Below are 26,819 nucleotides of genomic sequence, written 5' to 3'. Positions count from 1 at the left end.
TTATATTAATGGTTTTCTTAAAGTCACTAAAGTAGATTTTTCATCTCCTGGAATGTTTATTGTAATAGACATGGCTTGTTTTACAACAAAATTAATTCATCCTAATCCAGAAATAGAAATATCAAATTCTTTATTAATATCATTTTTTCTAAAGTCAAATTTATAAGAATAAACTTTTTGACTTGAAATATAAGGAGTAAGTGTTTTTCTATTTTTATTTCAATATCTTTCTACATTATCTGAACTTGTTCTATGAAGGTTAATGTTTTTATTAACATAAATATGAAAATCAGTTTTTGATTCTGATTGATAATCAAATCAAGCTACACCTGCAAAAAATATTGAATTATTAGTATTTAATCTATAAGTGAACTGTTTTAATTCCTTTTTAAAATAACAATATTTTCAAAATCTTTTATTCATTAAATGAGCAATACTGTTTTTTCTACTTACTCCAGCACTATCATAAATAACAGTGTTTTGATCTAGTTTAATAGAAATAAAATCTAAAGTTGTATTGAAATAATTTGAAACAACAATACTTGGAACTAAATTATTCATTTCTAATAATTTGTTAATTAAACTAGATTTTCCAACATTACTTGCACCAATAAAATATTGTTTATATTGATTATTGTTTTTAATTTCATTTAATAATGGTTCAGCTAAATTCATTGTTTTTGCCGATACTAATAAAATATCAAGATCGTTTAAATTTGAATCTTTAAATAGATCTGAAATATAATTTTTAATTTTTGATAATTTAACAGATTTTGGTAATAGATCTATTTTATTTACAACTAATTTAACTTTATGATCTTTGATAATTTCTTCTATGTTTTTAATTCTAGAACCTTCAATATCAAAAACATCTAATACATAATAAAAAATTAAATCTTTTTCACTTTCAACTAAACTTTTAATTTTTTCAATAAACTGATCTGAATCAATTTCATTTGAAACTAATTCATTATAATTTTTAATCTTAAAACATCTTAAACAATAAGCATGATCAGTATTTTCTACATAACCGATTTTAGTTTTATTTTCTTGTTGTAAACTACTTCCACAACCTAAACATTTCTTCATAAAATCACCTTTCTATTAATTGTTTTCTACTTCTTTTTTAATGTATTTATTTTTACTATCACTAAATTTAGAAAAAGCATATAAGAAATCTATCATATATAAAATTTTTAAAACATCATTAAAACAATGTGTTTTAGCTAAACTAACTTTTCTAGTGTAATTTTTAAAATCATCAACATCAATATCTTTTAAACTAAATAACTTCAATGCATTACAACATAAATCATAAATATCATCTTCGTCATTTAAACCTTTATCAGTAAATATTTGTTTTGTATAATCAAAAAACTTTCTTAAACTAGGTAATTGAATAGTGTCTTGACCAATTGAACCTTTATTTAAATTTTTAGGATTATAAAATTGATTATTGTTTTGATCAGTGTTTGAAAAAGATAATTTTTGTAACACTTTATATATATCAAAAGAATTAACTGTATATTGTTTTTTTTGATCATCTAAAATAAATAAATCAGATTTTTTATTTTTTAAAATAGCTTTATTTTGATTAATTCATAATTCAATAATCCTTTTATCATTAGCACTTCCAGCAAAAATAATTGTTCTAATTTTTTTATTAATACACATGTTTAAAAAGCTGTTTTTTAATGAGTTATATTGTTTTTGAAAATTATAATTCGGATCATTATGTTTTCTTTTAATTGTTAAAGATTTTATAGCTTTTCTGTTTACTCTATAATAAATTTCATTCATGTTTTTAGCAAATGAATACTGTAAAATATAGACCAAATCTTTTTGTTGTTCATCATATAAAGATGGAGTTATATTATCAATATTGTGTGATCTGTTGAAAAATTCAGTATCAACAATAATTGCTGGTCATTTAATTTTTTTTAGTTCATTTGATACTTCTTTTTTGTTGATATAAAAATATTGAAAGTCATTTATGAAATATTTATCTTTGTTTGAAGTTATACTATTAAAATTCATGCTCTATCATCTTTTCTATAAATAATGATATCAAAACATTATTGTTTGTTGAATATAAACAATTTAATATAATATAATGTTAATAGAAATTTAAAAGCGAGATATTATATGAAAGAGTTAAAAAAATTTAAAGATTTAGTTTTTTATAGTTTTAAACAAAATTTGCTAGATTCAGTTAAAAAAGAACTTGCTTCATTAAACATTGAAGATTCAGCTCAAGTAGTAAGTTTACCAAATGAAAGTGAAGCTGATATGCAAAACTTTTTACAAATGTTACCAAGCCAAACTAGTATAAATGAAACTATAGATTTAATAACTAACCAAGTTGATGAATGTAATGATTTTGATGATTTAAAATTATATTTTGATAAACGAATTAATGATATTAACAGGTTAAATTCACCTGAAAATTTTGCTCAATTTTTAACTAATATTAGTAATGAAGGATCAAATTTAATTATAAATATTCAATTATCTAATGTTTTTAATACTTATTTACCATTACTTTTGCAATGTGAAGATATTTTAAACAAAATAGGAGAAGATGAACTTTTAACAGATGTTTCATATGAAGATGTTTATTATTTATTAAATTCAATTTTAGAAAAATCTTTAGAAGAATTAACTTCTCAAGTATATGACAACAACAAGTTAGATGAAACATTTAATTCATATTATGAGTTATTAAAAAATACAAAAAGTTGAGATGAAAAATTAGAAATAGCTTCAAAATTTAGTAATCATATATCAAAAGAACAAATTGAATCTTTACAATCAATAAATCAAATTCCATCACCTGATGAAAGCTTTATTAAAAATATTGTAAAAGTAGAAATAATAGTTAAAAAGATAAAATATTTAATAAGTCTTTCAAGTAAAATATGTGATAAACTATCTGAAAATGCAAAGTAAAATGTCTATCAACATTTTACTTTTTTTATATATTCAATTCCTTTTAATGTAATTTCTCTTCCTTTAAAAGTTCTAACAATTAAATTTTGTCTTATTAAAAATGGCTCTATATTATTTGAAATAATAACTGGAGTTGTGTTTAAAATATGAGCGATATTTTCTAGTCCCATTCTTTTATTTTTAGATATCATTTCTAAATATTTAATTTCAGTTGAAGTTAGTCCAAGTTTAAAAACACCTAATTTTTTAAAAACTGAATCGATGTATTTAATATCAACTTGTTTAGGGTTTTCAACAACTATATGATCATGAATTCTTTTAATTAAATTAATTGCTATTCTTGGAGTTTGTCTACAATAACTAGAAATATATAAATAAGTGTTTTTATCTAATTTTAAGTTTAATTTATTGCAATATAGTTCAACAATTTTACCCATATCATCAATACTATATTCACTAAGTGTAAAATTAATTGAAAATCTATTTAATAAAGGTATTGGGATTTTATTAATCTCAGTAGTTGCTGAAATTAGTGTAAATTTAGGTAGATCGATATTTACAACTTTAGAATTGTAATCTTTTCCTATAATAATATTTAATTTATTTTCTTCTAAAACAGGATAAATAATTTCTAACACTTCTTTATTTACAGCATGTATTTCATCAATAAAAACAATTTCTTTTTCTTTAATACTTGTAAGTACTGAAATTATGTCACTACTTTTTTGTAAATTAGGTCCGTTTAATATTCTAATATTAGTTTTTAATTGCTTAGATAATAAATATGCTAAACTAGTTTTTCCATAACCGCTAGGACCATATAAAAATATATGATCAACAACTTTATTTTGTTTTTTAGCTGATTTTAAAAATACTTTTAAATTATCAATTATATGATTTTGACCAATATATTCATCTCAAGTTTCAGGTCTAAACAAGGTTTATCTCCAATAAAACATATTTAGTTAATTGGTCAACACTCATTTTATCATCAGCATTAATAATAACTTTATAAATATCTTTAGTCTTATAACCTAATTTTTCTAAACTAATTAACACTTGGTGTTTTTTATCACTTAATTGATTATTAAATAATGATTTTTGCATACCATTAATAATTAGTTTTGCAGTGTAATTTCCTATACCTTTAATTTTTAAAATTTTATCAGTATTACCTGTTTTGAAAATGTCAATTAATTCTTCATAACTGTATGAATCTAGAATTTTTAAAACTGTTTTTTGACCTATGGTATTTATATTTATTAGTATTTCAAAAAGGTTTCTGTTTTCAACATTTAAAAACCCAAAAGATTTCAATTCATTTTCAATTCATACATTTGATATGTAAAGTTTTATCTCAGTACCTTCTTTTATATCTTTAATATCATTTTTAGAATAAAAGAATTTATAACAAATATTGTTTAACAATAAGTATATATAATCTTGATCTATTTTAATTAATTTTGCTATTATGTATTCTTTCATATTATCACCTATTAATGTATTAGAAAAAAAATAAAAAAAGAGCCCTTTTAGGCTCAAATTAATCTATCACTATTTGAATTTACGGTTTTGTTTTTGTTTGTAAATTCTTTTTTCTTTTTTACTTAAGTGATATTCACGTTTTCTAGCTTCTGCTTTGTTAGAAGAAGCAACTTTTTGGAAGCGTTTTAAAGCTTTTTCAATTGTTTCTCCATCGTGCACGATAACACTTGCCATTAACTTTTCAACTCCAATTCAATACAATTTCTATTGTATAATATTTTGTAATAAAAATAAAGTATTTATCACATTTTTTTACAAGTTTAATTGTTACATTTTTTTAGGAGCTTGGATTCCAATAATATCAAATAAGTTTTCTAAAACTTGTAGTGTTGCTTTTACTAAATTTAATCTTGCTTTTGTTAATTCAAGATTTGATTCATCAATTATTTTTATATCTGAATAATATGAATGGAATTGCTTAGCGATTGATTGAATATAATCACAAATTTGGTGAGGTGCAGTATTTTTAGATGCGATTTTAATAACTTCTTTAAAATTATCTAAAGTTAGTAATAATTCAATTTCTTTATCATTAGTTAATAAGTCTGTTGATTCAAAATTCATATCAATATTTTTTTCTTCAGCTTGACTTAAAACTGAATTACATCTAGCTGTTGCGTATTGAGCATAATAAACTGGGTTTGATGCATTTTTTTGTTGAATTAGATCTAGATCTAAATCCATATGAGAACTTGATGATTTAGAAGCTAACATATATCTTAAAGCATCACGTCCAACCATTTCTTGAAGATCTGCTAATCAAACTGCAGTACCTTTTCTCTTACTCATTTTATATTCTTGACCATCTTTAATTAAACGAACCATTTGAACCATTTCAATATCTAAAATATTTGGATCATATCCTAATAATGCTAAACCAGCACGCATACGTGGAATATAACCGTGGTGATCTCCACCTCAAACGTTAACTAATTTATTAGCATTTGTTCTTTGAATTCTTAAATTATGAGTTGTTAAATCTGGAGTAATGTAAGTATAAGTTCCATCTGATTTAACAATAGGACGATCTTTATCATCACCAAAATCAGTAGTTTTTAATCAAATAGCTCCATCTTTTTTATAAGTAGCATTTTTTTGTTCATATAATTCTAAAACTTTTTCAATTTGATGAGTATCATAAACTTCTTGTTCACTTGAATAATGTTCAATAACTACACCAAAATCTTTTAACTGTTGTTTAATTACATCCATAAAATATGCAACAGATTTTTTTCTAAATAATTCATGAACTTCTCTATCTGAAATGTAAGTATCTGAGAATTGAAGATCTTTGAATTTATCACCATATTGATCAATTATTTCTTTTGCTAAATCATCATACATATCTCCAGCATAAGAATTTTCAGGTTTTTTAGCTTCAATTCCTAAAGCTCATAAATAGTGAACAAAAACAGTAACAGCTAAAATGTTTATTTGATTTCCAGCATCGTTAATGTAGTATTCAGTTTGAACAGTATTTCCTGCTTTTTTTCAAATATTTACTAACACTGATCCAATAACAGCATTTCTAGCGTGACCGATGTGTAAAAATCCAGTTGGGTTTGCCGAAACATACTCAATGTTAAAAATATAGTCTTGTTTTTCTAATTGACCGTAATCTTTTTTTGCTGTTAAGATGTTGTTAATGACTAATGAAAGTAATTCTGGTTTAATTAAAACATTTATAAATCCAGGACCAGCAATTTCAATGCTTTTATATTTATTAGTTTTTTCTAATTCTTGTTTGAATATATTTGCTAGTTCTATAGGTTTTTTACCAACTTGTTTTGATCCAACTAATGCAATAGTTGTTGCTAATAATCCTGCTACTCCATTTTTATTGATTTCAACAATTGGTTCTTTATCTATTTTTAGTTCGTCACAAATATTTTTCAAATCCTGTTTGAACATTTCAATAATTGTTGTCATAGGTTGTCCCCTTTTTAATTACATTGTCATTAATTCTTTTTCTTTTACTTTTGTTAATTCATCTAATTCTTTTACTGATTTATCAGTTAAGTTTTGAATTTGTTTTTCAACATCTGAAATCATATCTTTTGATAATCCTTCAGTTTTGTTAGTTTCAGAAATAGCATCACGTCTAATGTTTCTAATTCTAACTTTGTATCCTTCTAATTCTTTTTGAACTTTTTTAACTAAATCTTTACGAACATCTTCAGTTAATGGTGCGATTGGAATTCTAATTAATTCAGCATCACTAATTGGGTTTAATCCTAAATCAGCTTTATGAATTGCTCCAACAGCTTCTTGAATAATGTTTCTATCATATGGTTTAATTACTATTAAATTTGCTTCTGGAGTTGTAATTTGAGAAATTTGATTTAATGGCATTAATGATCCATAGTAGTTAATCATAACTTTATCTAAAATAGCTCCACTAGCTTTACCAGTTCTGATTTGTTTTAAGTGTTGTTTGTATGCTTCAATTGTACTTTTCATTTCATCTTGAGCGTTTTCTAAAATTAGTTCTATCATATACTTGTTTCCTATTCTATAATTGTTGATTCTAATTTGTTTTGTAATACTTTGACAATGTTGTTTTCTCCTGACATGTCAAATACTTCAATTTTTAATTTAGCATCTTTTGCTAAAGTTGCTGCAGTTAAATCCATTACTCTTAATTGCTTAACTACAAGTTCTTCATGTGTTATTTTATCTATGAATTTAGCATCATCATTTGTTCTAGGATCTTTATCATAAATACCTTTAACACCATTTTTAGCCATTAAAATAGCATCAGCTCCGATTTCATATGCTCTAATTGTTGCATTAGTGTCAGTTGTAAAATAAGCATATCCTGTTCCACCTACAAAAATAGCAATGTAACCTTCATTCATTTTTATTCTTGCTTTTTTAAAGTTGTAATCATCAGTTACAGTTTTGATTGGTAATGATGAATAGATGTTTACTTTATCATATCCTAATGATCTAATAGTACTTTCTAAAGCGATTCCGTTCATCACAGTAGCCATCATTCCCATATAATCAGCATTAATTTGTGGCATACCGATATCTTGACCAAGTTTACCTCTTCAGATATTTCCTCCACCAACAACAATAGCTAGTTTTAATCCATTTCTTGCTAATTCAACTATTTGACTACAAATATTTTCTAAGCATTTTTTATCATAAACTTCACTGTCACCTTTTAAAGCCTCACCACTTAATTTTAAAAGGACAGTTTCATATTTATATTTCATTTTTCACCTCAAAATAATTAAAAAATCATTCTTATTTAATTATATAAAAAATCCTATATTTAATTCTACATAAAAAGAATATCTTTTTTTAATCGTTAGTCTAAGTTATTTAAACTAGTTGATTTATTAGTATAAAAAATAAGAACAGTCACACTAATATAAAAGTGCCATCTTGTTCTTATTTTGTTTTTATATTAATCATTTTCTTTTAAATATTCTAATCCATTTTCATAACTTAACTGGATAGTTTTATATTTTAAATTATTTGTTTTTGCATAATTTAAAGAAAATAATATTCTTTCATTTTCTGATAATTTAAGTTGGGAATTTCTAGCTAATCTTTTTAAATCATCATCAATAAATTTATTATTTAACCTATTGATAATTTCTTTTTTATAATCAATTAAGTTTTTAAGTTCTATGTTAAGTTTATGATTTAAGACCATAATCACTTCATCTAGAAAATCATTTACAAAATCAACAACTTGTTTTATTTGCATAGCTTGATAAACTGTTTTACATTTTTGATAACCTATATTTTTAAATACATATCAACTAATTGAACAGTGAATTGCATTTAACATATATATTTTTTTATCTATTTGATTATCAAAATCATCAACATATTTTAAGTCTTTTAACTTATTAATTTCTTTTGGTCATTGTTTATTATCAACAGCTCATAAATAGTAATCTTCACATTCTAAAAAATCACTGTTGTTGTTTTGAATAGGAATTATTCTATCTACTAGTACATCAACAAAATAAATATTTGAAGTTAAATTATTAAACTTAGTTTTAAATCAAGAACTGACTCTAATTTTGTTTTCACAACACATAATAATAAGTTGTTGTTGATTAGCTGATTTATAATCTATAATTTTTTGTATGTAATCTTTTATATGATCTAAATTATTTACACCTATAGAAATTGTAATCAAATTTATTTCATCTCAAGTGTTTTTATACTTTAAAAAATCAGATAATAAATAGCTTTTGAAATTATTTATTATGTATTGTTTTTGTTCTGAAGTTTTTATTTTAATAACTTTTTGATTATTTAATTGATCTACTACTTTTTTGTTATTATCTACAAAATATATTAAATCTACTTGTTGAGATAAAACACATCCAACTAAACATTTACCAATGTTTCCCGCACCAAAGTGTATTAATTTCATTTTTCTGTTATTTAGTACTTTTTAATCAATTAACATAAACAAAATCTAGTAATTGAATTGTAAGTTGAGCTTTAATTGAATTTATACTTCACAATTCTGATTCGCTAGTTTCAAAGTATAGATATTCATCAAATAACTCAATTAAAGAACTCTCTTTTGGTCCTAATCCGACAATTTTTACTTTTTTATTAAGAGATTCTGCGATTTCTCTTATATATTCGTTTTCTCCTGAAATAGATATTAAAATAACTAGATCATTAGACTTTATTCTATTTAAATAAGTTTTAATAGAAATATAATCAGATTCAGAAATTGCATCTTTACCATATCATCTTAAACGTTGAATAAAGTTTTTAGATACATTATAAGAAAGGTTGAACGCAAATAAATAAATTTTATTAGATTTACAAATAAGTTTATTTACTTCACTTAGTGGTTGATTGTTTAAGTTTTGTTCTTGTTTTTTTAGTGATTCAAATAATATCTCAAAATAATCATTGAAAAATTGAGGTTTATTATCTATTCTTGAACTTATAGGAACAAACTTATTGTCTATTATAATAGATTTTGAAATATCATCTAATCTATACTTTAATTCACTAAAACCTTTTAAATTTAATTTTTCTGCAAATCTTGTAATTTTAGTAGGACTTGTATTACATTCTTGTGAGATTTTTGTTATTGTTAAATTTCTAATATCTTGATAATTTTTTAATAAAAAAGCACCTATATTTTTATAGTCATTGTTGGTTTCACTTTCAGTTAAATCTTTAATCTTTTTTAATAAATTTGTCGACATAATTTCACCTTTTTTGAAATGACTATTAAAAATGATGCTTTTAAAAATTATTCTCTAGTACTAAAATCAATAAATTTTTCTATAGTTGGATTTTTTAATAAATCATCAAATAATACGTCATTCATAGCATTAATTGCAATCTTTTGTAAAATATCAATTTGATCTTGCTCTTTTAATGCTAAACCTATAATTAATTGTACTTCAGAATCATCTCATATTATCGGTTTTTTTAAATGAATTGCTATTATTTTAGATTCTTTAATATATTTCATACCTTCATATGTTCCATGAGGTATAGCTATTTTTGAACCTATATTAAAAGAAGAAAGTTGTTCTCTTTTATCAATAGAATCAATATATTCTTTAGCAACTTTTTGTTCTTTTAGTAGTTTTTTGATTTTATCTAAACACTCTTTTTTAGAACTAAATTCTTGATTTAAGTAGATATTATTTTCTGATATCATTACATCACTTGTCCTCCTGTGATATTTATTGATTGACCTGTGCAATAACTTGCTTTATCAGAAATATAGAATAATAATACATTTAATACATCTTCAAATGAACAACCACGTTTTAATGGAACTTTATCAATGTATAATTGTTTAACTTCAGATTCTTTAATGTTTAATTTTTTAGCATATTGTGGAATTAAACTTTCAAACATTTCAGAATCTAATAAATTTCCTAACATTAAAGAGTTTACTCTAATGTTATGTTCAGCTAAATCTAAAGCAAGACTTTGAGTTAATCCAACTCCTCCGAATTTAGCAGCTGAATATCCTGAGTTATGTTTTGATCCAACTCTACCTGATTTTGAATTTATTTGAATGATTTTTCCATCAGCATTGCTTTTAATCATTATTTTTGAAGCTTCTCTAGCTGTTAAGAAATATCCATCTAAATTTATTTTTACACTTTTAATAAAATCAGCGTATTCAAAATCAGTTATTTTAGATGATTTTGCTCATCCTGCATTGTAAATTAATGTGTCAATAGTTGTATATTTATTTTCAATTTCTTTAAAAACTTTTACAACATCTTGCTCACTTGTTAAATCACATAAATATGTATCAATTGAAGGATTTTCTGCTTTTAATTTGTCTAAATTGTTATTGTCGATATCTAAAACAACCACTTTATATCCATTGCTATGAAGACCTGTTGCTAGATATTTACCTAAACTTTTAGCACCACCTGCTACAATTGCTACTTTTTCCATTATTTTTCTCCTTTTTGCTCAATTAACTTAAATAAATCATCATAAATATTTTTACCAATAAATTGTTGTACTGGATAAATATGTGCACTAGGTGCTTTTTGTTTTGCAAAGTCTTTGAAATTTTGCATTGTAATTACTATATCGTAATCATCTTTTAAATCTTTTACAGCTATATTTGTAACTTCAATTTTATACTCATTACTGTTTATTCATTTTCTAATAAGACCAGCTGCCATTGCACTAGATCCCATTCCAGCTTCGCAAGCTACAACAATTTTTTTAATGTTTGAATTTACTGAATTAATGTTTTGTTCGTTGTTGAAAACAATTCCTTCATCAGTGATTTTGATTTCTTGACCAACATTTTCTGAATTAAGATTTTTTCTATCTTTTAACAATAGTAAAACACTTATTCCAAATGCAACTAAAGTGCCTACAACAAACGCTAATAAGTTAACTAGTATTGCTTGAGTTCCTGGTGATAAAGCGATTAATGCAATTAAACTTCCTGGTGATGGGGTTGCTATTGTTCCACCTCCTAGATATGAAGTTACGAATTGAGCAGAAACTACTCCTAACATAGTTGCAATAACCATTTTAGGTTTTTTAATAATGAATACAAAGTACACTTCATGAATTCCACCGATTGTATGAATTAATGAACTTGCAGATGCATTATATCTATCTTCTTTTTTAGAAAAAATAATATAAGCTATCAATAATCCTAATCCTGGTCCTGGGTTTGGATCATATAAGAAGAAAATACTTCTTGGGTTCGCGATTCCTTGACTTTGTTGTTGAGCTATTTCGTTAATTCCGATTGGTCCTAAAACACCGTGATTTAAGGCATTATTTAAGAAAGAAACTTTAACCGGTTCTGTAAATAATCCTAATAATGGAGCAACTCATTTGTTATCTCCAAATAGTTTGATAATAGTTATCATTGTAAATGTGATACCTCACATTATTCAACCTCAACCTCAGAATGTAGCTAATCCTAATATAATAGCCATTAATGCCATTCCAAAGTTTTTAACCAGCATTTCTAGTCCTGAATTAACTTTATCTAGATAAAGTTTTTCAACTCTTTTTAATATAAGTGCTGATAGTGGCCCTACTATCATCGCACCAATAAATTGGTTTGGAGAAGCAGGGTGTTCAAGTTTTCCATTTACATTTTGGAAAATGTAATTAGCATAAATATAATCAGTTCCAACTATTGTAGAAACAATTATAAATGTAGCTAACATACCTCCTCTTAATCCGTATACTAATCTACCTCCATTAAAAGCGATTAATATCGGTAAAAGTCATTTAATACCAGGTTCAACTAATCTACCTAACATAGGAGCATTAAATCAACCTAATTTTTTATCGTTATTGAAATCATATAAGAACATTGCAGTTCATAGACCTCAGGCTAATAAAATACCTATTGAAGGCATTATCATCCCGGCCATGAATGAACCTGTTTTTTGGATTCTGATTTTAAATTTTTTAGATCATTCACTGTTTGATATTTGAATTTTCTTATCCATTTGTTCATCCTCCTCAAAGATATTTTAATTGTTTGTGTAAAAATTTACAATAACGTGTAAATATTTTTACACTAAATAGTAAATTTTTTCATTTTTAGGTTTTTTGATAAAAAATATTTCATGATTTGAGAGGAAAATGAACATAAAAAAATAGCAACCCGAGGTTACTATTTTCTAATTATTTTAATTATTTTTTTCCTGTTAATTTTTCAAAGTATTTGTTTGCATCATCATTTATGATTTCTACATTCATTTTGCTTGCATTATCTATGATTAACTTTTTAAAACTACAATTTGAAATATATCTTATTCTTTTATAAGTTCTAGAAACTTTGTAATTGATATATAAATTACCATTTGATGGATCGATAATGATTTTAGCAATGTTTTTGTATTCGATCTTTTCACCTAGATATCAAATAGAATCTTCTGTTAATTTGATTGCAATGTTGTGAACAAATATAAATAATACTGCAATTGCACATAATAATAACGAGAATGAAATAACATTTGTAGCTATTAGATACTTGTAAGTTTTTCCAGTTGAATTCATATCAGATGTTTGATATGCAATAGTACCTGTTAAAGCAAACACAAATCCTAAACCTATAATTGAAAATATAGTTATAAGAAAAGTTTTTCTTAATTTGCTAGCTACTGCTTTTTGTTTTACAAAGTTATAAAGATAATAAGTAATAATTGCTGTTATAACTAAACTAAAACAAACTAAGAATATAGAAATAACTGATAAGTATTTTTCGCTGTCAAACATAATTTTTCTCCTAGTTTAATTGAGCTGCAACTTCTTTTGCGAAGTCAACAACAACTTTTTCGATTCCTTCTCCAACTTCGTATCTAATCATTTCAACTAATTCAGTTTTGTTTTTTGATAAGAAATCTCCAACTTTAAAGCTTTCATCAACAACGAATGCTTGGTCTAATAAACTAACTTCAGCTAAACGTTTTGATAATTTTCCGTTTAAAATGTTTTGTAAAACATTTTCTGGTTTACCAGCTAATTTAGGATCTTCTTTAGATTGTTCTTTAATAATGTGGAATTCTGCTTCTTTGAATTCAGCTGGAATTTGAGCCATGTTAATGTATTTTGGAGCCATAGCTGCAACGTGCATTGCAACGTTGTAAGCATCAGCTTGTTCGATGTTTCCGTTAAATACTAATAATGTAGAAACACGTTTGTTTGCGTGGTTGTAAATAGCAATTTTGCTTGAACCTTTTTCAACTAATGAAAATCTTCTTAAAACAATTTTTTCACCAATTGTTGCAGTTGCTGCTACTAAACTTTGTTCAATAGTTTGTCCATCGTTCATAACAACTGCTAATCCTTCTTCAAGTGTTTTAGCATTTGAATTTAATAAAGAATCAGCTATTTGATTAACTAGTGTAGTGAATTTTTCGTTTTTAGCAACAAAGTCAGTTTCTGAGTTGATTTCTAAAATAACTGCTTTGTTATCGTTTTCTTTAGCAAAAGCAACACCTTCAGCGGCAACACGATCAGTTTTTTTAGCTGCTTTAGCTAATCCGTTTTCTCTTAATCAAACAATAGCATCATCAACAACACCATTTGTAGCTTCTAAAGCTTTTTTACAATCCATCATCCCTGCTTGAGTGATTTCACGTAATTCTTTAATTAATTTTGCATCTACTGCCATGTTTTTTCTCCTTTATGTTTATTTAATTATTTTGCTTCTTTTTCAGTTGAAGCTGCTTCAACTTTAACTTCAGCGTTAGCTTCAGCTTTTACTTGTCTTTCAACTCTTGGTTCTCTTTTTGGAGCAACAGTTTTTAATACTGAAGGAGTCATTTTGATTTGTGCTCCTTCTGCGTAAGCTTCAACTAAAGTATTAACGATAATGTTTACTGATTCTTGTAAATCATCGTTTCCTGGAATTGCGATTGTTACCATATCTGGATCTGCGTTTGTGTCACAAATTGCGATAACTGGAATGTTTAATTTTCTTGCTTCGTGAACTGCGATTTCATCACCTTTTGGATCAACAACAACTAATGCAGCTGGTAATTTGTGCATTTGTTTAATTCCACCTAATGCTTTTTCTAATTTAGCTTTTTCTTTTAAGATTTTAATTTGTTCTTTTTTTGGTCTTAAAGCTAAACGTCCTTTTTTCTCTTCTTCTTCAATTTCTCATAAAGCTTTAATTCTGATTAAGATAGTTTTTAAGTTAGTTAAAGTTCCACCTAATCATCTGTTGTTAATGTAGAAGTTTCCACTTCTTAAAGCAGCTTCTTTAACTGCGTTTTTACCTGAACGTTTTGTTCCAACAAATAAAACTTTTTGTTGTTTTGAACCTAAGTTTTCTAATAATTTTTGAGCAACTGCTAATTGACTTACAGTTTTTTCTAAATCAATGATGTGGTTTTTATTTTTTACTCCGTAAATGAATGGAGCCATTTTAGGGTTTCATCTTTTAGTTTGGTGACCATATTGAACACCAGCTGCAGATAATTCTTCTCTTGTAATTTCTTTTGCCATGTTTTTATACCTTTCTTTAATATTTGTTAGTTCTTCAAAATAATTCGAACATTTCCCACTCTTTTTATTAAATTTGAGCACTAGGGAAATGAATCCTTATTTTTGTATTGATTAATTTTAAAAAATATATCAACTATTTAATTCTACCATTTTTTTATGATTTTAAAAATTTAAATTTTAAATAGCAGTTTTTAGTATGAAAAAAGAACCTTACGGTTCTTGTTATTATTCAGTTAATAATACAATTGCTTTTGTATAAATTTCTAACATTTTTTTCAAATCATCAATTAGTACATATTCATTGTATGCATGCATTGTTGATTCTTCAATATCAAATTCAGCTCCAAACGCAACAACATTCGGCATTGATTTAGCATAAGTTCCACCACCAATAGCTAATGGTTTAGATTCTAAATCATCAGTAACTTCTTGATATACTTTCATTATTTTTTTAATTAAATCTGATTCTTTTGGAACATAAACACTATCTTCAATTGTTACAACTTCTGTATAAATATTTAAATTTTCTAAATAATCAGTTAATGTTGGTATAAAGATTTGTTTTGGTTCTGTAAACACTGGAACTCTAAAGTTAAAACTTGCTGTTGAAGTTCCACTTTTAATATTTATTAATCCTAAATTTTGAGTTAATGATCCGGTTTCATCAGTAATATCACCAAACACATTTGATAAACTAAAGTCTAAATGAACATCTTTTGCTAAAAAATCAGTTATAGGGTGATGAACATCATTTTCATACATTGCTTTTGCTAGTCAAGTTGCAGCATTAACTCCAACTCAAGGTAAACTACCATGTCCTGCTTTTCCTTGAACTATTAATTTTTTCTTAACTACTGAGTTAGGTATTTCATTTTCAGTTAATCATTTAGAGATTTCTTCTATTTTAGGACCTTTATAACTAACAGTGTCACAAATTACATTAAATGCCGATCCACCTTTGATTTCAATATCAGTTTTTACTTTAGTTTTGATATTTAAATCTACAATTCATTTTTCAGCATAAACTACAGGAAATTCACCATCAGGAACATAACCAGCATCTCCAACACCATGATCAGCAATATAAGCACGGATTGATTCTCATGTTGTTTCTTCAGTAAGACCGAAAATCATTCTTATTTTGTATTTATCAGACTTATAGTTTTGATCTTTTAAATATTTCAATGCATATAAGTTCATCATAGTAGGTCCTTTATCATCAAATGAACCTCTACCAATTAATTTTCCATCTTCTTCAATTGGTTCGAATGGATTTGTAATTCATTGATCAATATTACCAGGTGGGACAACATCTAAGTGACATAAAATAACAAAAGTTTTTTCACCATCACCATAATCTAAAAATCCATATCTGTTTTGAGGATCTTTAAAAGTTTTAAAACCTAATCTATTAGCTAAATCGATAGTATATTCTAAAACCTCTTTTGTTGCTTTACCATATGGTGCATTTTCTTTAGGTTCTGTTAGAAAAGAAGGTATTGAGATAAGTTTTTTAGTTTCTTGTAAAGCTTCTGGAAAATAATTATTTATTAAATCTTTTTCATCAATTTTCATATGCTTTCTCCTTTTTATATCTCTATATAATTTTTATATCATTTTAACAACTATAATGGAAATTATACTCAAAGATTAGTTTTTGAATTCAACTAAACTAATAATAGTATAACAAGTTAAATAATTAGATATAGAAAATACATTTTAAAAGTTTTACAATAATTTTACCTACAAAGATATGAGAGATTATAGGTGCAAAAAGATATAAATAAGAACTTAGAAGAGAAAAAAGGCAGAAAAAAATGAGCATTACTTGCCTTATTACTACTTTTATTAGGGGGGGACAACAGTTACAACTATAGCTGTTGTTAACCAAAATAAAAATAAGACTAATAAAATAGATATCAGTAATATACAAAATTTAAATCTAAAACTTAAAGGACTTGAAGATAAAAACCCAGATACTATCATAGATGCTTTTTTAAAAAACAATGATATTAAAGATCTTAAAAAAGAAGATCTTCAAGTAAGTGTAAACAATGACAAAGTGACTATAAAAGTTGTTAAATCTGAGATGTATAGTGGTCATGTTGAAGTAAAAGTTTTAACAATAAAAGAAAATATACAAATGGTAAATTCGATTTGAAATGAAGGATTTTCTGGAAAATTAATTCGTCCTATTTATTTTGGAAATTTGGTTAAAGAATTAAATAAAAGATTAAGACAAAAAGATGCAGATGAAGTTTCATTTGAGTTTCCAGCTTTATTAGACACAACCATTGGAAATGATGAAAAGTTTAATGTTAAATATAAAAATGAAACAATCACTCTTCAGTTTGGTGAATTTATGCCACTATCAAAAAAGCTACTTACAATAAAGAAAAAACAATTTGTACTGATATGGGTTGAAAATTTACTGTTTTAACAGATAACAATAAAAGACACTACATTATCAGTCCTCAAACTATGGAAAAAACTGTTAAAGAAGTTCCAACAGAATTACCTTGATTTATTAATGGTCTAGATGAAGTTTTTAAAGGAAATGAAAACAAAGAAATTAAGGGTATTGAAAATTGAGATACTTCAGATTTTGAAGTTCTACGCTTTGTTGTTTTTCAAGACGCAAAAAAATTTGATCAAGATTTATCTAGTTGAAACACTTCAAAAGTAAAAGGTTTATTACATACTTTTTCTAATGCAGAATCATTTAATCAAGACATATCAAATTGAGATACTTCAAATGCAACTAATATGAGTGGTATGTTTAGAGGTGCTAAAAAATTTAATCAAGATTTGAGTAAATGAGATACTTCAAAAGTTACTCAAATGATAGCTACATTTAAAGATGCTGAAAATTTTAATGGAAATATTACAACTTGAGATTTAAGTAGTGTAAATGAAATTGACGGAATGTTTGAAAATGCTAAAAAATTCAACCAAGATATATCAACAAGAGAGATTGAAGTTGATGGTAAAAAATACAAAGCTTGAGATACTTCTAATATAAAATCAATGAATGAAGTGTTTTTAAATGCGACTTCATTCGATCAAAATATATCTAACTGAAATGTTAATAAAGTTAACGAATCTTACAAAGTAGAACGTGATGAGGAAGGTAAGATAACCAGTTCAGAATCAACTTTTGATGATTTTGCAACAGGAAGTAAATTAACTAAAGATAAAATGCCTAATTTTATAAAACCTGAATAACTAAAAATATAATTAAACAAGATACATCATAAATATGAGCAATCTTGTTTTTTTATTTGAATTTTATTCCGTGCATAATAAATTAAGAGTTATAAGACATAATAAATTAAGAGTTATAAAACATAGTTAAAAAATATTAAAATAAATAATAAGATATGTTTAAAAAAATAAAACAAGTTAGGAGAATACAATGAAAAAATTTATATTACCGTTAAAAAATAAATTGTTAATAGCTTCTGGTTTACTGGTTTTACTAGGGGGAGGGACAGCAGGAACAACTGTAGCTATTGTCAACAAAATATCTAAAGAAAAACAAGAAGAAATGTTTAATTCAATTTGAAAAGAAAATTTTTCAAATAAACTAATAGACAAAATATATCACAAAAATCTAATTAATCAGTTGAACAAAGAACTAAAACAACATAAATTAAGCACAGTTTCATTAGTTGATTCAAGTTTATTAGATACAACTTTAGAAGGAAAAACTAATATCAAAGTACTGCGAAATAACAAAGAAGTTGAACTTGAATTGGGAACTTTTCTTTCAAATAATAAGAGTGCAGAATTTAATGAAGATAAAACAATATGTACTGATGTGGGATGACAAGTAGGAACTATCAATAACGCTTTAAATAACACTGAAGAATTTCTAATAGCACTTAATGAAATGCCAAAAACTGTAAAACAAGTTCCTGATAAATTACCATGATTTATTAATACTTTAATGTCAACTTTCAAAGATAATGAAAATGAAAAAATCGAAGGTATTCAAAATTGAGATACTTCAAATATTGTTAATATGTTTTATGTTTTTCAAGGTGCTAAGAAATTTAATCAAAATATAAATCATTGAAATACATCAAATTCAATGATTCTTCAAGGTGTGTTTTGAAATGCTGAATCTTTCAATCAACCTTTAAACGATTGAGATGTTTCAAAAGTAATAAACTTAAATTTACTTTTCTCAGGTGCTAAAAGGTTTAATCAACATTTAGATAAATGAGATACATCAAATGCTTTACAAATGTTGTGAACATTTATGAATGCTGAAGATTTTAATGGAAATATTACAACATGAAATTTAGACAAAGTTGAAGCTATTCAAGAAATGTTTAAAAATTCAAAATCATTTAATCAAGATATCTCAACAAGAGAATTAACAAGACCTGATGGTACTAAGTATAAAGCATGAGATACTTCGAATATAAGTTCAATGATTGGTGTTTTTGAAAATGCAAGTTCATTTGAACATAATATATCAAACTGAAACGTTGATAAAGTTAATAAATCTTACAAAGTAACACGCGATGAACATGGTAAGATAACTGGTAGTACACCAACCTTTAGTAGATTTGCAGACGGAAGCAAATTGACGCCAGATAAAATGCCTAAATTTATAGAGCCTAAATAATAAAACTAGTATAAAACAAGATGTATATCCATCTTGTTTTTTTACTGAAAATACAAAATAAAAAAGCGTTTCATAGAACGCTAATTTTTAATTGTAAATTTATAAATCATTTCGTGTAATCTAGTGTATTCACCATTTTTAACATACAATACACCAGCTATGAAATTTTTAAAACGTCTTTTGTCTTCTAAATCAAGTTTTTTTAAATCTACAAATACAACTTTTTCTTTTAATAATGTATCTGTTATTTTTTGAACTTCAGAAAAACTACCAGGAGCAATTACATTAGTTTTTGATGAAATATTTTGAAAAGAATTTAAATTAGAATTTGATTGATCAATAGATTTGTTTTTATTATCATGATTTTCATTTTCGTGATTTTGAATAGAATCAAAAACTGTAAATTTTAATTGTTGATTTTCATTCGAATTATTATCTGATTCATAGAAATTTTGATCAATTGATGCAGGTGGAAATTCGATATTTGTAGTTACTTCTACTTTCTGATTTTTCTTTTTTTTAAATCACATATTACTCTCCTTATTTTAAGAATGTTGGAAAATCATCTTCATCATCAATTGTTGCAAATGTAGTGCTTTGATCTTCTAAAATTTCATCATATTCTTTTTCTTCGTTTTTATCGATAATAGATTCAATGTTTGTTGATCTGTAATATTCACTTGCTGGTTTTTTAGCAGGTTCTTGTTGTTGGTTAGCTGGATTAAATCCTGTAGCAATAACTGTAACAATAATTTCATCATTTTGAGTTAATTCATCATTAATTGCCATACCAAAAATAATATTTAAATCTTTATTATTAGTTGCTTGAGTAATTACGTCAACTGCATCATAAGCATCATTTAAACTAACTGTGCTTCCACCAGTAATATTAACAATAATATCTTGAGCACCTGAAATTGAAGCTTCTAATAATGAAGAAGACATCGCTTTTTTAGCAGCTTCAGTTGCTTTTTCTTTTCCTGAAGCAATACCAATTCCAAATAATGCATCTCCTTTTTTAGACATAACATTTTTAATGTCTGCAAAATCTAAGTTAATGATTGCTGGAACTGCGATTAGATCGGTAATTGTTTGAACTCCTTGTTTTAAAATTGCATCAGTTTCTTTGAATGAATCTTGAATTGGAATTCCTCCGATGTATTCTAATAATTTATTGTTAGAAATTACAATCATTGAATCAACGTGTTTTTTTAATTCTTGAAGTCCACTTGTTGCATTATTCATACGGTGTCTTCCTTCAAATAAGAACGGTTTTGTTACAACTGCAATAACTAATGAACCTAGTTCTTGAGCGATTCTAGCAATAATAGGAGCAGCACCAGTACCTGTTCCTCCACCCATTCCTGCAGCAACAAAAATAAGGTCAGCACCTTTTAATACTTCTTTAATTTCTTCTTCACTTTCTAAAGCGGCAGCTTTTCCAATTTCTGGATTTCCTCCTGCTCCTAAACCTTTGGTTGTTTGTTCTCCTAAAATAATTTTATTTGGAACTGGAGATGATTGTAAAACTTGTGCATCTGTGTTTGCAACATAAAATTCAACACCTTGAACGTTTTCATTATACATTCTATTTATGGCGTTGTTTCCTCCTCCACCTACTCCAATAACTTTAATTTTTGCAACTTGATTAAATCTGTTTTCCATTTTAAAAACCTTCCTTTTCTTATAGACACAAAAACCATTATCTTTATTTTATTTTATTAAATTTAATTGCTCTTGTTTTTATTTTCAAAATATTTATCTACTATTGTAGTTGTTTGTAAGCTTGTTTCGTCTTCATTTAGGTATAATTCATCAGTATTATTAGCAATATTTCTATTTGCAAAGGTTGCTAGACCTATTAATGAACAAGAATCTCCACCCATAATAAAATCACCTATTCAGTTCTGACCACAAATATAATCTCTATTTGTTAGACATACTAAACTTTTAACTCCAGGGATATTTGAAATTGATCCAAAGTTATAAATATCATATTCTTCTGAAGTTGAATCTATTATAGAATCTTTTATTTCTTGATACATTTCTATAATTTTATCATTTACTATTTCTTTTAATTTATCAGCTGTAACAATATCTAAACTTTTTGTTTTTTTATTTCATCGGCTAAACACTTTAATATTTTTTAAATTGTCAGAACCAAAATCAATATTATTAAAAACATATTTAGAAGCTAAATTTAAATCAATATCCATAAATTGGCTAACTTCATATAATATTTTTTCTACACCAAATGACATTCTAACAATTTTACTTAAAATATTATGTCTAAATAAACCTATTTCAATTTCGTTATATCTTCAATCAACAATGATTTTAAACGGATTTTTCTTATCTAATACCATTTCATGTAAAGCAAAGATTTTAGGTTTTGCTCATAAAACTTTCTTACCAATTTTAGTAAGAGTTTTTTCGTGTGATTCATACAGTGTTTTATCAATTGTAATAATTGAAGAAACTATTGTTATATCTTTTCCATTCATATTTATGTTATCTAAATGGTTAAGATCAACTTTTTTATTATCAATGAATAACTCATATATTTTATTATCTAAAATTTTAATATTTTGAGAAATTTTATTTGGATCATGTAACTTAGCCGATTTTTTCATAATTAGGTTTAATGAAACTGAGTTTTTTAGCTTTGAAGTATCTTGTTGAGTTAAATCACAATGTATATTTTTTCTAATAATTGAAATATGATTAGGTAAGACTAACCCAACATCTCTTAGTTTTAAATTTTTAAATTTTAGTTCAATTATGTTAAAGTTTTGTTCTAAAAATTTACTTACAATATTTGATTCTTTAACAATTCCTTGACTAGTTAAAATTTCAGCTCCATCACCATAATAAGTATTTTCATAAACAACAACAACTTGATTTTTATAAAATCTAATTACTTCAAATTTGATTGAATGATGACGTATTTCAACAATAGGAAATAAACTAGTTTCTCTGTTCATACTAACCTCTTATTTTTTTTCAATTACTCAAAGTTTAGCACTATGACTTCTTTTGTTATTTTCTAATTCTTCATTTGTTGGTTTAATAGGTTTTTTAACAATCAATCTATAATTTGAATCTGATTCAACATGAATAGGTAGACTAGATAATATTTGTTCTTGTTTATAATTTGTAACACTATTAAATGAATTTTTAACTATTTTTTCTTCTAATGAATGAAAAGTTATCACACATATTCTTGCTTTTTTATTTAATAATTCTAATGCTTGAGTGATTGATTCTTGTAAAGCATTTAGCTCGTTATTTACATAAATTCTTAATGCTTGAAATGTTTTTTTAGCAGGGTGTTTTTGTTGTTTTAACACTTTTTGAGGTAGTGCTTTTTTAATAACTTCAACTAATTGTAAAGTTGAATTTATAGGTCTAGAATTAATGATTTGTTTAGCTATTTTTCTAGCATTTGACTCATCACCATATCTAAATAAAATATCAGCAATTTGAGTTTCAGAATAAGTATTTACAATTTCATGAGCTGTTAATTTATTATTTGCTCGATCCATTCTCATATCTAATGGTCCATCAAATCTGTAGCTAAATCCACGTTCAGCTATATCAAATTGAGGCGAAGAAACTCCTAAATCATACAATATGCCATCAACACTAAAGACATTATTTAAAGCTAATTGCACAGAAATATTACTAAAATTAGATTCAATAATTTTAAAATTAGAACTAATTTGTTTTAATTTATCTTCGCTTTTTTCTATTGCTTGTTTGTCTTGATCAAAACAATATAACATTCCTTTATCTGAAAGTTTTTTTAATATCTCACTCGAATGTCCAGCTCTTCCTAAAGTACAATCTACATAAATACCATCAGGTTTAATGTTTAAATATTCTATACTTTCTTTTAATAAAACCGGTATATGTTCTTGCATTAGAAACTGCCTCCTAAAACTTTACTAGTTATTTTGATTATTTCTTAATTTTTATTATACCTAATAACCAGATCTATTATTTATTAATTAACTAAGAGCTTTTTTATAATATTAATATATCACTTAAAAATATAGTTTAAAAGAAAAAAAAGAGATCTAATGATCTCTTAATGTTTTTATTAAGCTGAAACAACTTTAACTTCTTTTTGTTTGTAGAATCCACATTCTCTACATACACGGTGAGGTTTTATCATAGCCCCACAGTTAGTACATGACACGATAGCTGAAGCAACTAAAGCTAGATGACTTCTTCTTTTGTTTTTTGCAGATTTACTTGTCTTTCTAAATGGTACTGCCATGTTATTACACCCCCTTATTAATTATTGTTTTCTTTATCTTTAATAAATTCGTCAAGCTTTTCTCATCTTGGATCAACTTTATTTTGATTTTCAGTTTCGAAATTCTCTTCACTTAATAAAGTTCATCCAAAACCGTCCTTGTTAATTATATCATTAGTTAATGATAAATTGAAAGGTAAATTTATATTTATTTGTTCAATAATGTACTCAAACAAGTCAAATTCATTTTTTAAAATAATGTTATTGGTTGAATCAATATCTTTATCGAAACTATATTCATCATCTCAATCAATATAATCACTATATTTAATTTCTTTTCCAGTTCTTGCATCAATTGCAGTTAGAGTATAGTTAATAACTCCAGTTGCTCTAACAGATTGAATAGATTCAATATAATCTAGATCAATATCAAAGTTAACATAATCAATAGATTTAACTAATGAATTAGTACAAACTACATCAGTTAAGTTATCTAAATCACCTTTTAATTCTTGGTGTTTATTTTTAGATAATTGTTGTTTTGTAAAACTTAATTTCATTATCTTATTGTTATATTTAAATTGTTTAAATTATTAATAATAACTTGAGATTGATCATTGATTTCTTGTTCTGTTAATTGGTGATCTAAACTGTTAAAAGTAATTTGTATAGTTAAAGATTTTTTATTTGATTGTTCTAATTTTTCATCAATATATTGATCAATAACTTCAACATTAGTAATGTAATTTGCACCATCTAATATTTTTTTAATCACATCACTGTATTTAATATCATTATTTAATTCGATAGAAAAATCACGTTTTGAACTTTGGAATTTTGATAATTCTTTAATTTGAATTTGTTTATTTGATACTTGATTTAATTTATCTAAGTTAATTTCGACAACAATTGTTTTATCAATTTTTTTACTTTTTTCTCAACCCAGGTTTAGTCTATAAATAAATCCTAATAGTTGATCATCATATTTAATAGTTGCATTAATAAATGGATGAATTTCATCTATAACATCATTATTAACTTGATAATCTAATTTATTTCAATCTAAATTATAAAGTTTAAAAATAGCTTCTAAAATAGATTTATTGTAGTAAAAATCAGCATTGATTTGATTATTTGATAAATTATCTTGATAAATATTTGAAGTTGTTAAAAAGACTAAATTTCTTTGTTTAAAATTATTAAATGCATAAATATCAGCTATTTCAAATAGTTTTAATTGTTTATTATTATTTACTGAATTATAAATAGCTACATCAATTAGAGATTTGCTTAAATTAGTTCTATAAGTGTCACGTAATTTTGATAAAGGTTTTTCTAAAGTTATTAAATCTTTAATATCAAATAAGTTTCAGTGACTTGTTGATTCAAAGTTTTCTAATGAATAAGTTTTAGTGTTGTTAAATCCTAATCCAATTAAATAATTAATTAATTTATTTTCTAATTTTAAATCAATATTTTTAGCTTTTTGTATAGTTTTAAAATTAATTGGTTGTTCAACGATATTATCATATCCATATAATCTAGCAATTTCTTCACAAATATCATTAACTGAATAAATATCAACTCTATTAACATCAATATCAAAAGTTAAATTATCATCTTCAACAAAAACATTAAAATCTAAAGTTCTAAATAATGATTTAATTTGTTCAACAGTTAAATTTACTCCTAATAGATCATTAATTTTTTGTAATTTAACATCAAATCTAGTATTGTTTGTGAATGTTTTTTTAACTTCAACAACTTGAGTTGCTTTTTGGATTAAGTTGTATTTTTCTAATTCATTTGCAAAAGTTAGATTAGCTAATTCAAATAAGTTAGGATTGATTGGTTTTATATATCTTTGTAGAGCAATTGTTGAAGTGTTTAATATTTTTTGTTGGTTTCTCATAAAAACAGTATCGATATTTAACATTAAAACAATAATATTTTTAGTGTTATTATCAACTCTAAATTTCTCTTCAACTTCTAAACCTATAATATTAACTAATTCATTTTTTAAAGTTAATGCTAAAACTTTACTATTATCTTCTCTAGTGATTTCTTTTAATTCTAAATTGTTATTTTTTAATAATTTATCTTTATCAATAACAATTAAAGATTGAGCAGTTTGAATAGCTGTTTTTAAAGCTAAATTTTCTATAATTGAATCACTAGTTTTAGTGTTATTTAATTTTAATCAAATATCATCTTTTGAATTTAATTTAACTAAATCATTTAATTGGTATTCAGAAAAGGCTATAGTTTTAACTAAGTCTTTAATATCTTCATTAACTTTAATTGTTAATTTTGAATCATTTTTTTCAAAGTTATTAAAGTTGTTATTTAAGTTATTAATTTCTAAATTAAAGTAATTAGCTATTTCTTTTAATAATTGAAAACTAGCTAAACAATCACTTCTATTTAAAGTTAAATCAACTTCTCATATGTAATCATCTAAATTAATAAGTTGTTTTGCTGATTGAGTTAATCTGGAATTTAAATCAATATTATCTAAATTAATGTTGTAAATATTTTTAGATTCAAATTCAGTTAAAGAACTAGTAGGAATTCCAATCTCATTTAATGCACAAACCATTCCTTGAGAAAGATGGCCTCTAATTTCTCTTTCAGTTAATGTTAATCCATTACTAATAGTTGATCCAACTGGAGCTACAATAACGTATTGATCTTTATCAATATTTTCAGCACCACATATGATATCTAATGTTTTGTTTTTGTTGATTTTAATTTTGTTACTTTTTAAATGTGTGTCTGGAACTTTAACTGATTCTTCAACATATCCTACTAATAACTCAGAATTTAGATTATTAAAATCAACAGTTTGTTCAACTTCAAATCCTAAAGAGTTAAGAGCAACACTAATTTGATCATTTGAAATATCATTTAAATTTAAAAATTGTTCTAATCATTTTCTTGTAATAATCACTTTATGTT

Annotated in this window: 28 protein-coding genes; 4 read left to right on the top strand and 24 right to left on the bottom strand. The window is 25.0% G+C overall.

Annotated features, from left to right (window positions below):
* Positions 1–1,089, bottom strand: a complete 1,089-nt coding sequence (gene yqeH / locus NX779_RS01330) for a ribosome biogenesis GTPase YqeH (protein WP_259430410.1) — start codon at positions 1,087–1,089, stop codon at positions 1–3.
* Positions 1,090–1,104: 15 nt separating this feature from the next.
* Positions 1,105–2,037 (bottom strand): hypothetical protein, encoded by a 933-nt coding sequence (locus tag NX779_RS01325; RefSeq protein WP_259430409.1) that lies wholly within the window; start codon positions 2,035–2,037, stop codon positions 1,105–1,107.
* A 108-nt stretch (positions 2,038–2,145) separates the two neighbouring features.
* Here NX779_RS01325 and NX779_RS01320 point away from each other — a divergent pair, with 108 nt between their 5' ends.
* Positions 2,146–2,949: a hypothetical protein gene (locus tag NX779_RS01320; protein WP_259430408.1), complete on the top strand. Its 804-nt coding sequence runs from the start codon at positions 2,146–2,148 to the stop codon at positions 2,947–2,949.
* Positions 2,950–2,954: 5 nt separating this feature from the next.
* Here the strand turns inward: NX779_RS01320 and ruvB are convergent, their stop codons facing one another.
* From ruvB to NX779_RS01245, 15 genes are all read right to left on the bottom strand, one after another.
* Positions 2,955–3,887: a Holliday junction branch migration DNA helicase RuvB gene (gene ruvB / locus NX779_RS01315; RefSeq protein ID WP_259430407.1), complete on the bottom strand. Its 933-nt coding sequence runs from the start codon at positions 3,885–3,887 to the stop codon at positions 2,955–2,957.
* Positions 3,880–4,434, bottom strand: coding sequence for a Holliday junction branch migration protein RuvA (gene ruvA, locus NX779_RS01310; protein ID WP_259430406.1), 555 nt, complete (start codon positions 4,432–4,434; stop codon positions 3,880–3,882). Before ruvA ends, ruvB begins: the two co-directional genes overlap by 8 nt.
* A 69-nt stretch (positions 4,435–4,503) precedes the next feature.
* On the bottom strand, positions 4,504–4,668 hold the full coding sequence (gene rpsU, locus NX779_RS01305; RefSeq protein ID WP_004427726.1) for a 30S ribosomal protein S21: 165 nt from the start codon (positions 4,666–4,668) through the stop codon (positions 4,504–4,506).
* Between the two features lie 93 nt (positions 4,669–4,761).
* Positions 4,762–6,423, bottom strand: a complete 1,662-nt coding sequence (argS, locus tag NX779_RS01300; protein WP_259430405.1) for an arginine--tRNA ligase — start codon at positions 6,421–6,423, stop codon at positions 4,762–4,764.
* A gap of 18 nt (positions 6,424–6,441) precedes the next feature.
* On the bottom strand, positions 6,442–6,990 hold the full coding sequence (gene frr / locus NX779_RS01295) for a ribosome recycling factor (RefSeq protein ID WP_259430404.1): 549 nt from the start codon (positions 6,988–6,990) through the stop codon (positions 6,442–6,444).
* Between the two features lie 11 nt (positions 6,991–7,001).
* A complete protein-coding gene (pyrH, locus tag NX779_RS01290) occupies positions 7,002–7,715 on the bottom strand; it encodes a UMP kinase (RefSeq protein ID WP_259430403.1) in 714 nt (237 codons plus the stop codon).
* Positions 7,716–7,909: 194 nt separating this feature from the next.
* Positions 7,910–8,896 carry a mannitol dehydrogenase family protein gene (locus NX779_RS01285; protein WP_259430402.1) on the bottom strand — a complete coding sequence of 329 codons (987 nt, stop codon included), beginning with the start codon at positions 8,894–8,896 and terminating at the stop codon, positions 7,910–7,912.
* A gap of 7 nt (positions 8,897–8,903) precedes the next feature.
* Positions 8,904–9,695, bottom strand: a complete 792-nt coding sequence (locus NX779_RS01280) for a MurR/RpiR family transcriptional regulator (RefSeq protein WP_259430401.1) — start codon at positions 9,693–9,695, stop codon at positions 8,904–8,906.
* A gap of 47 nt (positions 9,696–9,742) precedes the next feature.
* Positions 9,743–10,159 (bottom strand): PTS mannitol transporter subunit IIA, encoded by a 417-nt coding sequence (locus NX779_RS01275; RefSeq protein ID WP_259430400.1) that lies wholly within the window; start codon positions 10,157–10,159, stop codon positions 9,743–9,745.
* Positions 10,159–10,917: a sorbitol-6-phosphate dehydrogenase gene (gene srlD, locus NX779_RS01270; RefSeq protein WP_259430399.1), complete on the bottom strand. Its 759-nt coding sequence runs from the start codon at positions 10,915–10,917 to the stop codon at positions 10,159–10,161. The genes NX779_RS01275 and srlD overlap by 1 nt, the downstream gene beginning before the upstream one ends.
* The gene (locus NX779_RS01265) at positions 10,917–12,455 is read right to left on the bottom strand and encodes a PTS transporter subunit EIIC (protein ID WP_259430398.1); all 1,539 of its coding nucleotides are present in this window, start codon (positions 12,453–12,455) and stop codon (positions 10,917–10,919) included. The genes srlD and NX779_RS01265 overlap by 1 nt, the downstream gene beginning before the upstream one ends.
* A 187-nt stretch (positions 12,456–12,642) precedes the next feature.
* The gene (locus NX779_RS01260; RefSeq protein ID WP_259430397.1) at positions 12,643–13,227 is read right to left on the bottom strand and encodes a hypothetical protein; all 585 of its coding nucleotides are present in this window, start codon (positions 13,225–13,227) and stop codon (positions 12,643–12,645) included.
* Positions 13,228–13,237: 10 nt separating this feature from the next.
* Positions 13,238–14,125: a translation elongation factor Ts gene (gene tsf, locus NX779_RS01255; RefSeq protein WP_259430396.1), complete on the bottom strand. Its 888-nt coding sequence runs from the start codon at positions 14,123–14,125 to the stop codon at positions 13,238–13,240.
* A 26-nt stretch (positions 14,126–14,151) separates the two neighbouring features.
* A complete protein-coding gene (gene rpsB, locus NX779_RS01250) occupies positions 14,152–14,964 on the bottom strand; it encodes a 30S ribosomal protein S2 (RefSeq protein ID WP_259430571.1) in 813 nt (270 codons plus the stop codon).
* Between the two features lie 225 nt (positions 14,965–15,189).
* Positions 15,190–16,539, bottom strand: a complete 1,350-nt coding sequence (locus NX779_RS01245) for a M20 family metallopeptidase (RefSeq protein ID WP_259430395.1) — start codon at positions 16,537–16,539, stop codon at positions 15,190–15,192.
* A 487-nt stretch (positions 16,540–17,026) separates the two neighbouring features.
* Here NX779_RS01245 and NX779_RS01240 point away from each other — a divergent pair, with 487 nt between their 5' ends.
* The 3 genes from NX779_RS01240 to NX779_RS01230 all read left to right on the top strand — a co-directional run bounded on the left by NX779_RS01240 (position 17,027) and on the right by NX779_RS01230 (position 19,600).
* Entirely contained in the window at positions 17,027–17,404 is a 378-nt protein-coding gene (locus NX779_RS01240) for a hypothetical protein (protein WP_259430394.1), read from the top strand.
* The gene (locus tag NX779_RS01235) at positions 17,380–18,189 is read left to right on the top strand and encodes a BspA family leucine-rich repeat surface protein (protein ID WP_259430393.1); all 810 of its coding nucleotides are present in this window, start codon (positions 17,380–17,382) and stop codon (positions 18,187–18,189) included. The genes NX779_RS01240 and NX779_RS01235 overlap by 25 nt, the downstream gene beginning before the upstream one ends.
* A 190-nt stretch (positions 18,190–18,379) precedes the next feature.
* The gene (locus NX779_RS01230; RefSeq protein WP_259430392.1) at positions 18,380–19,600 is read left to right on the top strand and encodes a BspA family leucine-rich repeat surface protein; all 1,221 of its coding nucleotides are present in this window, start codon (positions 18,380–18,382) and stop codon (positions 19,598–19,600) included.
* 80 nt (positions 19,601–19,680) lie between these two features.
* Here the strand turns inward: NX779_RS01230 and NX779_RS01225 are convergent, their stop codons facing one another.
* The 7 genes from NX779_RS01225 to pheT all read right to left on the bottom strand — a co-directional run bounded on the left by NX779_RS01225 (position 19,681) and on the right by pheT (position 26,811).
* Positions 19,681–20,130: a cell division protein SepF gene (locus NX779_RS01225; RefSeq protein WP_259430391.1), complete on the bottom strand. Its 450-nt coding sequence runs from the start codon at positions 20,128–20,130 to the stop codon at positions 19,681–19,683.
* Between the two features lie 10 nt (positions 20,131–20,140).
* A complete protein-coding gene (ftsZ, locus tag NX779_RS01220) occupies positions 20,141–21,265 on the bottom strand; it encodes a cell division protein FtsZ (protein ID WP_259430390.1) in 1,125 nt (374 codons plus the stop codon).
* A gap of 62 nt (positions 21,266–21,327) precedes the next feature.
* Positions 21,328–22,584 carry a hypothetical protein gene (locus NX779_RS01215; protein ID WP_259430389.1) on the bottom strand — a complete coding sequence of 419 codons (1,257 nt, stop codon included), beginning with the start codon at positions 22,582–22,584 and terminating at the stop codon, positions 21,328–21,330.
* A 9-nt stretch (positions 22,585–22,593) separates the two neighbouring features.
* On the bottom strand, positions 22,594–23,523 hold the full coding sequence (gene rsmH / locus NX779_RS01210; RefSeq protein ID WP_259430388.1) for a 16S rRNA (cytosine(1402)-N(4))-methyltransferase RsmH: 930 nt from the start codon (positions 23,521–23,523) through the stop codon (positions 22,594–22,596).
* 179 nt (positions 23,524–23,702) lie between these two features.
* Positions 23,703–23,882: a 50S ribosomal protein L32 gene (gene rpmF, locus NX779_RS01205; RefSeq protein WP_004427809.1), complete on the bottom strand. Its 180-nt coding sequence runs from the start codon at positions 23,880–23,882 to the stop codon at positions 23,703–23,705.
* Between the two features lie 17 nt (positions 23,883–23,899).
* A complete protein-coding gene (locus tag NX779_RS01200; protein ID WP_259430387.1) occupies positions 23,900–24,421 on the bottom strand; it encodes a YceD family protein in 522 nt (173 codons plus the stop codon).
* Positions 24,421–26,811 carry a phenylalanine--tRNA ligase subunit beta gene (gene pheT, locus NX779_RS01195; protein WP_259430386.1) on the bottom strand — a complete coding sequence of 797 codons (2,391 nt, stop codon included), beginning with the start codon at positions 26,809–26,811 and terminating at the stop codon, positions 24,421–24,423. The genes NX779_RS01200 and pheT overlap by 1 nt, the downstream gene beginning before the upstream one ends.
* Between the last annotated feature and the right edge of the window lie 8 nt (positions 26,812–26,819).

The organism is Mycoplasma cottewii, assembly GCF_024918975.1.
Lineage (GTDB): Bacteria > Bacillota_I > Bacilli_A > Mycoplasmatales > Mycoplasmataceae > Mycoplasma > Mycoplasma cottewii.
Note: the sequence above shows the minus strand (reverse complement) of the source record. Positions and strands in the feature narration are given on the sequence as shown.